The sequence below is a fragment of the Sorangium sp. So ce128 genome, assembly GCF_051525245.1.
In the GTDB taxonomy this organism is placed as follows: domain Bacteria; phylum Myxococcota_A; class Polyangia; order Polyangiales; family Polyangiaceae; genus Sorangium; species Sorangium cellulosum_B.
In genome coordinates, this window is sequence record NZ_CP150313.1 from 12,656,340 (window position 1) to 12,668,852 (window position 12,513).

At 68.9% G+C, this 12,513-nt stretch carries 9 protein-coding genes and 1 pseudogene; 6 read left to right on the forward strand and 4 right to left on the reverse strand.

Going from position 1 to position 12,513, the window contains the following annotated elements; translation table 11 throughout:
- Positions 1 to 114: 114 nt before the first annotated feature.
- From WME82_RS47955 to WME82_RS47970, 4 genes and pseudogenes are all read left to right on the forward strand, one after another.
- Positions 115 to 435, forward strand: a pseudogene (locus tag WME82_RS47955) (NADP-dependent oxidoreductase); the annotation flags it as partial.
- Positions 436 to 1,188: 753 nt separating this feature from the next.
- On the forward strand, positions 1,189 to 1,377 hold the full coding sequence (locus WME82_RS47960; RefSeq protein ID WP_438045031.1) for a hypothetical protein: 189 nt from the start codon (positions 1,189 to 1,191) through the stop codon (positions 1,375 to 1,377).
- Positions 1,378 to 1,796: 419 nt separating this feature from the next.
- Complete coding sequence (locus tag WME82_RS47965; RefSeq protein WP_438040789.1) at positions 1,797 to 2,678, forward strand: hypothetical protein; 882 nt, start codon at positions 1,797 to 1,799, stop codon at positions 2,676 to 2,678.
- A gap of 270 nt (positions 2,679 to 2,948) precedes the next feature.
- Positions 2,949 to 3,860, forward strand: a complete 912-nt coding sequence (locus tag WME82_RS47970; protein WP_438040790.1) for a hypothetical protein — start codon at positions 2,949 to 2,951, stop codon at positions 3,858 to 3,860.
- Between the two features lie 277 nt (positions 3,861 to 4,137).
- Here WME82_RS47970 and WME82_RS47975 read toward each other — a convergent pair whose 3' ends face one another.
- Positions 4,138 to 4,866, reverse strand: coding sequence for a helix-turn-helix transcriptional regulator (locus WME82_RS47975; protein ID WP_438040791.1), 729 nt, complete (start codon positions 4,864 to 4,866; stop codon positions 4,138 to 4,140).
- 85 nt (positions 4,867 to 4,951) lie between these two features.
- On the opposite strand from WME82_RS47975, the gene WME82_RS47980 reads away from it, so the two are divergent.
- A complete protein-coding gene (locus tag WME82_RS47980; RefSeq protein ID WP_438040792.1) occupies positions 4,952 to 5,680 on the forward strand; it encodes a glutathione S-transferase C-terminal domain-containing protein in 729 nt (242 codons plus the stop codon).
- A gap of 69 nt (positions 5,681 to 5,749) precedes the next feature.
- On the opposite strand, the gene WME82_RS47985 is transcribed toward WME82_RS47980, so the two are convergent.
- Together WME82_RS47985 and WME82_RS47990 are read right to left on the reverse strand one after the other, a co-directional pair.
- Complete coding sequence (locus tag WME82_RS47985) at positions 5,750 to 8,248, reverse strand: beta-propeller domain-containing protein (protein ID WP_438040793.1); 2,499 nt, start codon at positions 8,246 to 8,248, stop codon at positions 5,750 to 5,752.
- Between the two features lie 426 nt (positions 8,249 to 8,674).
- Entirely contained in the window at positions 8,675 to 10,480 is a 1,806-nt protein-coding gene (locus WME82_RS47990) for a TolB family protein (RefSeq protein ID WP_438040794.1), read from the reverse strand.
- A 450-nt stretch (positions 10,481 to 10,930) separates the two neighbouring features.
- Between WME82_RS47990 and WME82_RS47995 the strand changes: the two genes are divergently transcribed.
- A complete protein-coding gene (locus WME82_RS47995; protein WP_437914062.1) occupies positions 10,931 to 11,773 on the forward strand; it encodes a Uma2 family endonuclease in 843 nt (280 codons plus the stop codon).
- A 51-nt stretch (positions 11,774 to 11,824) separates the two neighbouring features.
- Here the strand turns inward: WME82_RS47995 and WME82_RS48000 are convergent, their stop codons facing one another.
- Complete coding sequence (locus WME82_RS48000) at positions 11,825 to 12,466, reverse strand: mannan-binding protein (protein WP_437743119.1); 642 nt, start codon at positions 12,464 to 12,466, stop codon at positions 11,825 to 11,827.
- Positions 12,467 to 12,513: the final 47 nt, after the last annotated feature.

The window sequence follows — 12,513 nt, forward strand, 5'->3', positions numbered from 1 at the left end:
TCACGCGTCCACGCCATCGTGATTCTCCGGGCCCGACGGAGCGGGAAGCGGCCAACCCAAGGAGGAGCACATGCTTTCTCTCGCACGCGACCTGAGCCTTGCGGCGCGGCGGTCATGAGCGCGGTCAGCCGCGAGCTGGTCTTGGCGCCCCGCGCGGATCAGCCGTTCGGTCCCGAGCTGTTCGAGCTGCGCAGCGCGCCCATACCGCGTCCGCGCCAGGGGGAGGTGCTGGTCCGGAATCCGATCATGTCCTGTGATCACACGCAGGTCGCCTGGCTGTTCGGCGGATGCTCGTGCGCGCCTCGTATTGCTGCCGGTCAGGTCATGAGGGCGTGGTGTGCGGGCCATGTGGTGGAGTCACGCCACCCTCGCTTTCGGCCAGGCGATCGCGTGTGGGGGACCCTTGGATGGCAGGATTACGCGCTCTCTGATGGAGAGGGCATCCTGCCTCTTCGCAAGGTGCCGGACGACATCCCGCTCGGCTGTCGGCTGGGTGTGGCCGGCATCAACGGAGTGACCGCTCACCTCGGCCTGGTCGAGACGGCTGCGATGCGCGAAAATGACGCCGTGGTGGTCTCGACCGCCGCGGGCGCGACAGGCTCGGCCGCGGTCCAGATCGCGAGGATTCTCGGGGCGCATGTGGTGGCCATCGCAGGAGGGCCCGAGAAGTGCCGCTGGCTGGAAGAGGAGCTCCGCGTCGCGGACACCATCGATTACAGGAACGAAGACGTCGCCGCTCGCCTGCCTGCTGCGACTCTTCGAGGGCAAGAACATCGGCAAGCAGCTGGTGCGGCTCGAAGGCGCGGAGAAGCTCGACGCTGTGCAACTCGCGCCGCCGCCCGCTGCAGTGGAGGCTTGACCCGTCGCGACAGCGGGACGGGAAATGATCACACGCGTGGAGGAGGACGTGCGGTGAGATCCGTAGTCACAGCCCGCCGTCAGAGCAGCTGGTTTCTCCCCGCGCTGCGCGCCCCCGTCGGCGTGGGGCGCGGAGAGAATCTCGGTCACGCTCGGCCGAGCCGCGTTGTGCGGACATGGCCCTCACCGGATCCTCTCTGCGATCGTAGACGGTCGAGTTGTTCCCACGGCACGCCGATGCGCCCCCGTAGCGCGCTCGGCGCCGCCCGGACCACGCTCTTTCGACCCAGGACCGAGCCATCACGACGCTCGCGGTTCCACCCTTTCGGTTTGCTGCGCTACACTTCCTCGCGCTGCGATCCGGCTTCTTTTACCTACGCGCCCATCGCGCTCTACCGGCGCCCTGACGATCCGGGCTTCTCGGTGCGCGTGGGGTTCCGCGATCCGGCGAAGCTCCGTGGCTTCCTGGCCCTCATCGAGGACGCTGCCGGGCTGGCCCCGTGGCGAGGCGCGGTCTAGGACACGTCCCGGCGCGAGCGTGACACGTCCCGCGCGAGCGTGACATGTCACGGCGCCGTGACATGTCACGGTGTGACATGTCACGGCGCCGAGCGTGACATGTCACGGCGCGACATGTCACGACGGGACGGTCGCATTTGGGCTGGATTTGCAGCGCGACCGGCGCGGCGCCTGCCTTGATGGGGCGGCATGACGGTTGCTTGAACCCTGGTCGCCGGAAGAATACGACGGCACGGCAGGGGGATGGAGCAGTCCCTGTCGCGACATCCATCGAACAACGGGCGTCCACTACTGGTCAGCGGCGCGCGCAGGTCTCGACAGCCAAGCTGCGCCGTTGCCCTTGACGCCCGGGATTCAACCCACCGATCGCGGTCGTGGAAAGAGAGCCGACGATGAGAGAATGTGTTCGGAGATTGAGAATGGTTCCAGGGGCGATCATCCTTCTTGCTCTGGGGGCTACCGCCTGTGGTATCGAGGCGCCGCTGACGGACTCCGTGGGTACACCGCTGGGGGAGAAGTCGGCGGCCATCGTCCTGGAGAACCTGGATAACGATACGTCCATGAATCTGGTCGCGAGGGTCGAGGTGCAGCCCGATGAGCTGCTCGAGTTCTACGAACCGGCGCCTGGGCTGATCGTCGTGTCCAGGGCCGGAGCCCCGGAAGGAGGAATTTCGCCCCTCCCGCGGGCCGCGACGGGCTCCGGGATCCGTGAGCTCTGGGCCCGCGCGACGAATGGGCTGCCTCCCACCGTCGAGCTGGAGGGAGCGTTGGAGCGCGCCGAACAGCACCGCGTCGCGCGTCGGGTTGACGTCGATTCCGATGCAGGTTCGACGCGCTCTGCTCGTGAAGTCCACGCGCAGCCGCTGTATGCGTCGGCCACGGAGCGGCCCGCCATATCCGCGCTTTCGGGGGGGTGGTGCGACACCGTTTACCTGGCAGGCGATCATGGCAATTGCACGATCGACGCGTCTGAAAATTACGCATGGTCCGGACCGATCAGCCCGGACTACGTGGTGTGCCTCCCCGATAGAGAAGACGGCGCGAGCTACAGCCGCTCCGATGTCAATTACGGATACGCCAGCGTCTGCGCAGCCGAGGGCACACCGTTCTTGTTCAACGTCTCCAGCGATGAGGTCGGAGGCGCAATCTGGAGCGTGGCCTTGAACACCTGGCGCGAATTTTATCTCTACGACGATGGCTGCACTTCGGATCCATTCGACGATTGCGCGTCGATGAACGTGTCGGTCACACAGGCATCGGGCGACAGGTTCCACTTCCATTTCCTGGTGCGGGAAGATTGAAGCTTCGACGCGCGCCGCCACGTCCCGGGCGTGCAGCGCGTGTCCCCCAGGGGCGGCAGAGGGCGGGCGAGCCGCGCAATCGGGGCATATCTCGGCCGGAGGCTCGACGCCACGGAAGAAGGAGAGCGAACGCTTCGATGTGACATGCATTGATGGATGGGTAGCCGATCTAGATTCGCGATGACTGTTGCCGTCGACTCGACGAACAATGATATCAACCATTGCGCGCCCTGGGTCTCGCCTGGGGAACGCGACCATGGAAAGCGAGCTATGATGATCAGATTTTTGCAGACAGCGCTGCTCGTTCCAGGAGCAGTAGTTCTTCTTGCGCTTGGGGCAAGCGCCTGTGATGGCGACGCGCTGGTGACGGACTCAGTGGGTACGCCGCTCGGAGAGAAGTCGGAAGCCATCGTCCTGGCGAACCTGGAAGCCGAGGCATCTTTGAATCTGGTCGCGAGGGTCGAGGTGCAGCCCAATGAGCTGCTCGAGATCTACGAGCCGGCGCCCGGGCTGTTCCTCGTGTCCAGCGCCGGGGCCCCGGAGGGACCCTCGCCTATCGCGAAGGACGCGATGGTCACCGGGATCCGTGAGCTCTGGAGCAGGGCAACGAATGGACAGCCCATCAGCGCCGAGCTTGAGGCGGCTCTGGAGCGCTCCGAACGGCGCCTCGTCGCGCGTGGCGGTACATACACCTTCGCCGACGCAGCGCCGACGAGCCCTGAGCGCGAGATCAAGCCCCATCAGCTCGCTGCACCGGCGATGGGGCAGCCCGCCCCAGCTTCACTCTCCTCGGGGTGGTGCGATACTGACTACCTGGCGAGCGATCACGGCAACTGCTTGTTCGACGTGTCGGAAAATGCCGTTTGGACATGGCCGAGTGATCCGGATTTCGAGATATGCGTCGACGATCATCGGGATGGTGCCTGGGGCCACCACAGCGACGCTTTCTATGGATACTCCAGCGTGTGCGCTGCCGAAGGCTCGCAGGTCCAGTTCACCGTCAGCAGCGACGAGTTCTCAGGCGGAGCCTGGTCCGTGCCTCTGAATACCTTCCGCTGGTATTATCTGTTCGATCCCAGCTGCAACTCGAACCCGTTCGACGATTGCCCATCGCTGCATGCTGAGGTCACGCAGGCGTCGAACGATAGGTTTCACTTCCGTTTCCTGATAAAAGAGCTGTAGGTTTCACTGGCCCTGGTGCGCAGCTCGGGCCCGCAAAGAAACGAACGGCAAGATCGAGCGGTGGCGCAAGACGTTGAAGCGCGATGCGATCCGCGTCACGCCACCCTCGTCGCTCGATGAGGCACGTGGTGTCGTGGCGTGACCGCACGCAGCCCTCCGGAGCTCGGAGCCACCAAAGGCGGCATCCGTCCGCCCATCGCCCGTGCGTGCGCGACGCCGCCGCGCCCAGCGGCGGATCCTGGGTCCACCTGACCTATGTCGAGGTGCGGCTGTAGTACTAGCGCGCCTTGGTCGACGTCGCGCCGGCGCGCTCTCGCAGCTTGCCACGCGCGCGCATGTGCGCGAGCCACCGCGCGCGGAGGGCGCTCGGCTTCTCGGCGTAGCGCTCGTCGAGGAACCTGGCGCCTGTCACGCGGTCCGTGCGGAAGTGGCGGAAGTCCTGGCGGAGCTCGCACCACGCCGCGAGGAGCCGCGTCGACTCGAGATAGCCCACGATCACGGGCCACACGACGCGCTCGCTCTCGCTCCCCGTCTCATCGCGGTAGCGAAGCGCGATCTTCGTGCCGGCGCGGATCGACGCCCGCACCTCGGCCAGGTCGAGCGTGTCGGGCGCCTGGACCCCCCCGACCGGCGCGCCCGTCGCCGGCTCGAACACGAAGGGCCGCAGCCGCTCGGGGACCGCCGCGGCGATCTTCGCGATGAGGTCCTTCGCCGCCCGCTGCAGGGCGACGTCCCCGCGCTGGGCGACCCACTGCGCGCCGAGGACCGCGACCTCGATCTCGTCGGGCGTCAGCATCAGCGGCGGCATGTCGAAGCCGCGATCGAGCACGTACCCCGTGCCGGCCTCACCGCGGATCGGGACGCGCTGGGCCAGGAGGTCCGCGACGTCGCGGTACACGGTGCGCTTCGACGTCTCGAGCTCCTCGGCGAGCGCCGCCGCCGTGATCGGCGCCCGCTGCCGGCGCAGGATCTGCAGGATCTGGAACAGGCGATCGGCGCGTCGCACGGGGATGCTGACACCAGGTTGTCAGCAGGGCGGGGCTACATCAAGCGCTGTCAACGGCGCACCCACAACCGCTCGGAGATTGCCCATGATCACGCTCCACAGCTTCGGCCCCATGTTCGGCTTGCCGGAGGCCAGCCCCTACGTCACCAAGACCGAGGTCCAGCTCAAGCTGCTGGGCCTGCCCTACACGAAGGAGCGCGCGCGGCCCGATCAGTCGCCGAAGGGGCAGCTCCCCTTCATCGACGAGGGGGGCGCGCGCATCGCCGACTCGCACTTCATCCGCGAGCACCTCGAGAAGAAGCACGGCAAGGATCTCGACGCCGGCCTCGACGCCCGGCAGCGCGCCGAGGCGTGGGCCATCGAGCGCATGATCGAGAACCAGCTCGCCGCGGCCTCGGGCTGCGCGCGCTGGCTCATCCCGGAGAACTTCGCGAAGGGCCCGGCGCAGTTCGTCAACGGTGCGCCGGAGGAGGTGCGACCGAAGCTGCGCGAGGAGCTCCTCGCGCGCGTCCGCGAGAACTTCCGCGCGATGGGCATCGGGCGGCACTCGGACGAGGAGATCGTCGAGCTCGGCGCGCGCTCGCTCGCCGCGCTCTCCGCGCTGCTCGGGGACAAGCCGTACCTCTTCGGAGCGCGCCCGGCGGGCGTCGACGCGACGGCGTTCGCGGTGCTGGCGGGCCTCCTCACGCCGTTCTTCGACTCGCCGCTGCGGCGCAGGGCCGAGGGGTTCGCGAACCTCACCGCGTACACCGCGCGGCTCATGAAGGAGTTTTACCCGGATCACCCGTGGGAGGCGGCGCGGCCGGGCGCCTGAGCGGCGCAGCGCCGCCGCGCCGTCGTGGGACGCGCGGCGGCGCTGCGGCCGATCGCGGCCTGGTTGGCGCTACTCCTCGGGGGTGGGCGCCGGCTCGGGCGCCGGCTCGGGCGCCGGCGCGGGCTCCGCGACGCCGCCGTCGACGCCGGCGCACGCGTATCCGACCGAGTCCGGGGTGGGCAGGGGCAGCGACGCCACCGGCGTCGCGAGGTCGTCGAGCGCGTTCACGAGCACGCCGCCCTGGGAGTACGAGTAGACGTAGTCCTCGATGAACAGGCCGCGCTGCACGGCGGCCCCGCCGTAGGTGCACCCCGACGGCACGCTGCTGAAGAAGCCGCTGTGGTCGACCGCGCCGAGCCGGCTGAACCCGTCCTCGACATCGACGTTGAACAGCTCCAGCGTGCTCGACATCGCGCCGGTCTGCCCGTCGAAGCTCACGAGCGGGAAGGCGAGCACGCCGAGCTCGCCGTAGTACGTGAACGCCTTGTGGTTGTACTCGGCCTCGGAGTGCATGTACTCCGCCCCGTCGAGCGCCTCCTTGTGCAGGAGCGCGGGCGCCGACGCGTTCGTGACGTCGAAGATCTGGAGAGCAAGGCCGGTCACCGTGCCGTCCTCCTCGCCGTCCCTGCCGATCGTCAGGAGGTGCCCGTCGTCGAGCGGGTGCATGTACTCGCTGAAGCCGGGGATCTTGAGCTCACCCGCGACGGAGGGGGACGCCGGGTCCGCGAGATCGATCACGAACAGCGGATCGACCCGGCGGAACGTCACGACATAGCCGCGATCCCCGACGAACCGGGTGGACTGGATGGTCTCGCCGGGGGCAAGGTCGGTGACGGCGCCGATCTTCTCGAGATCGGTCCCTTGCGCCTCGAGGACGAACACGTTGTTGCTGGTCGTCCACCTGGGCTCCGCCTGCACTTGCGAGGTCGTCGAGACGCGGAGCTTGCCGTTGTGCTCATCGAGCGAGAACTGGTTGATGATGTGGCCGGGCACCGAGCCTGACGCCACGTACCCGGGCTGGCTCGGGTCGGAGATCAGGTCGAACTTGTGCAGATGGGTGAGGTTCGTGCCGACGAACATCTCGCCCGGCGCCGCCTGCTCCTGCCAGGAGCGCGCGGCGACGTAGAGCGCATCGTGGCTCGCGTACACGGTGTCGGTCGCGCCGACGATCGAGGTCGACTCCGGCGCCGCGGCGAGGTCGGCGAGGTCGAGCGACTCGATCTGCGTCAGGCCGTACGACGTCGTGCCGGCGTCCGGAACATAGAAGTCCGAGCAGCTCGCGTCGAGCAGCGTGACCGCCTCTCCCTGCTTCTCGAAGCGGTACGGCAGCCACGTCGAGAGCGGGGCGTCCTCGATGATCGCCGCGTTCTCGGTGCGGAGCTGCTCGAACGCCGCGGTCCACGCCTCGGCGGTCTCGGGGTACTCGGTCAGGCCTGACGGCCAGTAGCGGAGCGCGGGGCCGTGGGCGCCGCCGGTCAGCACCGTGCGCACGTTCGGGCCGGTGCGCCGCGCCGAGCTGTAGCCTCCCTCGAAGTACACCTCCTTGACCACGCTGGGGGCGCCGCCGGCGAGGCTCAGGACGGTGATCTTCGTGAGCGGCGCCCAGACGCCGCCCGAGCCGGGCACGTCGATGCCCGGCTCGTCGGGCGGCGGCTCATCGGCCCCGTCGCCGTCTGGAGGCGGGGGCGCCGGCGCTTCGCCGCCGGACGGCGCCTCGGCGTCGGGGGGCGTGTCGTCCTCCGACGGCGTATCACCGCCGGACGGTGGCTCGGTGTTGTCCGGCGGCAGCGGCTTCGCGTCTCCACCGTCGTCGGGGGTCCCCGGCGCGCCGCTCGGCGCGCTGGGGGCTCCAGGCGTCGGCGCGACGCCGCCGCCGCCGATCATGGTGTCGATGAGCAGGTAGTCGTAGTACCCCGGCCGCGGCGTGACGCCTGCCTGCTCGTAGATCGCGGCCCCGTTGACCGACGAATAGACGACGACCTTGTCGTCTGCCACGAACATCTCGAGGGGCGAGCCCTCGATCGCGAGCGAGCTGCCCACCGCGAGCGACGACGCCGGCCACGCCGTCAGGGTGTAGAAGCTCTGGCCGTGGAGCACGTAGATGTTGTTGCCGTCGGTCTTGATGATATCCGCCTCATCGACGCCGGCGACCTGGGTGTTCGTCTCGGAGTGGGCAGGGTCGGCGCCGCTGCCGCTGTCCTCCCCTGAGGTCTCCTGGCTGGTTCCCCCGTCGTCTGCTGTGGGCGGCACCGGGGCGGGCGTGTCCGTGGGATCCTCGGCCCCTCCGGGGACGCCGACGCTGCCGTTGTCGACGCCGCCAACGGCGGCGCCGCGGGGGTAGCCGTACGCCGAGTAGCTCGCGATCGTGGCGTCGATCTGGGCGTTCATCTTGGCGAGCGCGTCCTGCTTCAGCAGCGCTTCGAGGTCGTCGCAGGACTGAGCCCGGTGGAGCGCCGCCCGCTGAGAGTCGACAGGCTCGCCGGGCGTTGATGCCGTCTCGCATCCGACGGCGAGGAGGCCTGTTGCCAGGAGGAGCCAGAGGGAGGAATGGGTGCGGTGGGTTCGCATGGTGTCTGCTGCGTTCGCAAGGCCCGCGCCAGCCGCCCGCTCGCTCGATTCACCGCGCTTCGCTCGCGCGCCGCGCCTGTCGCGCCGCGGAGAGCACGACATGCAAGCACTGGCCGCAGGCCGCTTGGCACACGTGTGCCAGACGGATGGCAGGACTGTTGGTTTCCGTCAGCGCGGGATGGCGCGGACCTTCATGAGACCTGGACAGCACACCTTGTGGGGTGAGCTCTCTGAGACGTCCCTCGGGTTTTCCAAGAAAATTGAACAGGGAGGCGGGGAGACGGGGAGAAAAATTTCAATGTTCTCCCTGTCTCCCCGCCTCCCTGTTCAATTCCTCGCTAAAAATGCCAATAAAATGAGGGATTTGTCAGGTGAGCTCTTCGGGGTCGCCTGCGGGTTGTCCCAGCGTGTGAGTCTCCCGCTGGATCAGAGGGGGACGGGCGCCGGAGGGATCTTGAACACGTCCCACGCGGGCGTGTGGTTGCTCGTGCCTGGATCCTGGTTCCAGAGGTAGATGGCCGGATACGTGTGTACCGTCGTGCCCTCCACGACCACGCCGGTCACGTAGAGCTGCGAAGCCTTCTTGCTCGGGGTCTTCTGGAGCGTGTAGCCGTCGCGCGACGACGAGAAGATGACCCAGTAATAGATCTTGCCGTCGACGGTCGTGGCCTCGGGCGACCATTGAGGCCAGCTGTTGTGGATTCCAGGGCTCGTGACCCCGAGGCAAGCGGGTGGGTCGTTGGCCGCGAGCCGCGTCGGCGTGCCGCCGGCCGCGGGGACGACGTGAATATCGGAGTTGGGGTTATAGTACATCTCCCCCGGACCAGGCGCCCTGTTGAACGCGATCAGCCGGTCGTCGGGGGCGAATGCCGGGTAGTACTCGTTGAAATTCGCCTCTGCGGCCCCGGGCAGGGGCGTGGCCGCGCCGCCCTGCCTGTTGTTGTAAGGCACGGTGTAGAGATCGCCGGCGCCTGCGGCGAGGCGCCCGTCCTTGCCGGTGTCGGTCGACACGTAGACGATGGTCTGGCCGTTGTTGCTCCAGTCCGGCATCATCGCCCCGCGCGGGTCGCCCTCGCGCTCGATGAAGCCGAAGGCGGTCCCTTCCGCGGCCGCCATCTCGGTCTTGGCCATCGTGGCGTTGGTCCCCTCGGCGTAGGTCGGCGCGGGCGATTCGAGGTCGAACCATGCGAGGCGCGCGTTCGGCATGCTGGTGTGCGACTGGCCATCCCAGACGGTGCCCTTGTCCCGGCCATAGGAGGTGATGAAGATCCGGTCTCCGGGGGAGAAATGCGCGGGCGACATCTTGGGTGGCCCGAGCCAGGCCTGGTTCATGGCCTCCGAGCCGCCGGGCGTCACATAGGCGGGGACCGCTCCCACCGAGTCTTCCTTCACGGACGCGATGGCGAGATCCCACGGCCAGTGGTCCATGAACATGACGGCCTCGCCGTCGGGCGTCGACGAATGGCACCCGATGCACCGCGCCTTGCCGTCGCCCCTCACGTTGCCGTTCTCGTCGCGCCGGCCGCCCTGCTGCACCTGGTCGACCTTCAGCGCGTCGACGACGCCCTCCTCGCCCACGCCGAAGCCTGCCAGCCAGGCGTCCGCGGGCCCTTCGCCGATCGCCGCCCAGTACACCATGCTGCCGCCCGCCGGCGCCGGCGCGATGGTGATCGGCCCGGAGGAGCCCACGAGCGGCGCGCCCGGCGCGCTCGTCGACACGGAGCGGATCGTGATGGTGATCGGCTCGCCGCGGACGTGCGCGGCCAGCTTCTCCCACATGTCCTTGGGCATCTTCCATTCTCGGTTCGTCGTGTAGACGACCAGGTCGTTCTTCTCCCGGTCGGCGTGCACGCGGATCTCGAACAGGTCCTGTCCCTGCGGCGCGATCCAGCGGAACCTGGGCCGCAGCCAGTTGTTCGGGTAGAGCGCCCCGATCTCCGGCTCGGCGAGGCACGGGCCGCCTGTCCCGCCGCTGCCCGGGGCGCCGAAGAGCTCGGCCGCGTTCGCCGGCGGCGGCGTCCCGCTGTCGTCGAGCACCGGGGCCGCGGGAAAGTCCTCGCACACCTCGCAGGGAGGCGGCTCCACGGGGCCGCCGCTGCCCACGTCGAAGATGTTCCCCGTTCCGCCGCCGATGTCGTCCGGGATGCCGCCCGAGCCGCCGGTTCCCTGGACCTGCTGCGGGGGCCGATCCGCGCCTGCCGAGCAGGCGATCGCGCAGGCAGAGCCGATCACCAGAGTCCCAATCCGTTGATGCAAGGTTCTCATCCAGGTTCCTCCGTGCGCGCGCTCGGGGCTCGGCGCTCCCGGACCAGCACACCGTGAGGTGCAGCCGTGATCTCGAGGCCGCGGCCGGCGTTGATCCCGGACGCTTGCGCGACGCGCCCGAACCCGGGCTGACGCGATGGCTACGTGGTCACGGTGCTGCTGGTTCGTCGCGCCGGGCCTCAGCGTGTACCAGCAGCGGATCGCGAGATCGCTCAGCGCGAGGCTGCCGCCGTTGCCGCCGTTGACGATGATGTGAAGAAAGATTCGAGCAGGTAGGAGGACATGGCCCCATGTCCCTGTCAAGCGTCCGGCAGGGGCACGTCGCGTGGCTTTGTTGCCGCGGTTGCGTCGGTTGCGTCGGTTGTGTCCGTTGTCTCTGCTGCCCCGCGGGGCTTGCCGGGGTGCTAGTTTCCTCGCGTGGCATCGCCGAATCGCATCGGGTTCCCCCTTACCCCTCGGCGTTCTCCCCGCGCGCTCGTGCTCCGCGATCTGTCGCCGGAGGAGGCCGGCGCCGCGATCGACTGGTCCGGCTGGGTTCTGCCCGATGACGCGGAGCGCCCTGACAAGGCCGAGCGGTCCGAGGTCGTCCGCCTGCTGCTGTCGGTGATCGCGCAGCTCGCGCGCGAGCGTGGCTGGGCCGACTTGTACGCTGGTACCGGGCACCTCTTCGCGTGGGTGCGGAGCGAGCCGTTCGTGCGCGTCCTGCCGGACCTCTACGTCCTCGATCATCGCCCGTTGCCGCCCATCCCGCGGCAGTGGCAGACCTGGCTGCCGGGCCATCGTCCGCCGCGGTTCGCGCTGGAGGTGGTCGCGGGCGACTGGCGCCGTGCTTACGACGACGCGCCGGCGAAGTACTGGCAGCTCGGCTGTCCCGAGCTCCTGCTCTTCGATCCCGAGGCGGCTGCCGCCCTCGCGCCGCTCGCGGAGGAGCGGGTGCCTCTCCAGCTGTACCGGCGGGACGCGGACGGCACCTACCTGCGGGTCCACGGAAGCGGCGATCCCGTCTGGATCGAGGCGCTCGACGCGCACCTCGTCGTGTTGAAGGACGGCCCGCACCCGACGTTGCGCGTCGCGCGGAGCTCCCGCGCGACGGATCTCGTGCCGGCCGAGGAGGAGGCCCTCCGCGCCGAGGGCGAGGCGCGCGCCCTGGAGCAGCGCGCCCGCGTCGCGGAGCAGCGCGCCCGCGCCGCCGCCGAGGCGCGGGTCCGCGAGCTCGAGGCGCGGGTGCGCGACCTGGAGGCCCGCGTGACCCGGAGGTGAGCGCGGTGCGCCGGTGGATGGGTGCGCGCCGCCGAGCGGGTCGTCGTGACGTCAGGGCGTGCAAGCGCATCCGCAGACGGACATCTGGCCCGAGACGCTCGTGCTCCACTGCCCATTCCAGGCGCGGCTCGTGCCGCAGGCGGCCGGGCACTTGCTCGGGGCGTCGGCGTTGCTCCAGATGGGCCCGGCCTCGAGCGACACCGTGGCCGGCGGGGTGAATGCGCACTCGCAGACGGACATCTGGCCCGGGACGGTCGTCCACCATTGCCCGTTCCACTTCGTCGCGCTGCTGTACGCGGCGCAGGTGTTCGGACACTGCGTCTGAGCGTGGGTGTTGCTCCAGATGGGGCCGGCCTGCACGACGGCGGCAGGGCGCGGGCTGCATTCGCAGACCGACATCGCGCCCGGAACGGTGGTCCACCACTGCCCGTTCCAGTTCATGTTCTGGGGGTTGCAGACGTTCGGGCATTTGGTCTGGGCATCGCTGGTATTCCAGATGGGCCCGGCCTCCAGCGCGAGGTTCTTGGCGACGCACGCAGGGCCGAGCGCCTGCGACGCCTCCTCGACGGTCTCCTCGTCCGCAAACGCCTGCTCGGAGTCGCCTTCCTCCATCGGTACGCTGCAACCCGCGATGAGCATGATGCCGAGCGCGCTGGAGGTGAAGAGTCCGGAGAGGATGTGTTTCGTGTTCATGGTCGGCTCCTGGAGTGGTCGGTCCGGTGGATGTCTCGGGTCGCGAT

Excerpts from the sequence above, each read along its gene's own strand:
- WME82_RS47970 (WP_438040790.1), top strand. The coding sequence starts at position 2,949 with ATGATGATCAGATTTTTGCAGACAGCGCTGCTCGTTCCAGGAGCAGTA.
- WME82_RS47985 (WP_438040793.1), bottom strand. The coding sequence starts at position 8,248 with ATGCGAACCCACCGCACCCATTCCTCCCTCTGGCTCCTCCTGGCAACA.
- WME82_RS47965 (WP_438040789.1), top strand. The coding sequence starts at position 1,797 with ATGGTTCCAGGGGCGATCATCCTTCTTGCTCTGGGGGCTACCGCCTGT.
- WME82_RS48000 (WP_437743119.1), bottom strand. The coding sequence starts at position 12,466 with ATGAACACGAAACACATCCTCTCCGGACTCTTCACCTCCAGCGCGCTC.
- WME82_RS47980 (WP_438040792.1), top strand. The coding sequence starts at position 4,952 with ATGATCACGCTCCACAGCTTCGGCCCCATGTTCGGCTTGCCGGAGGCC.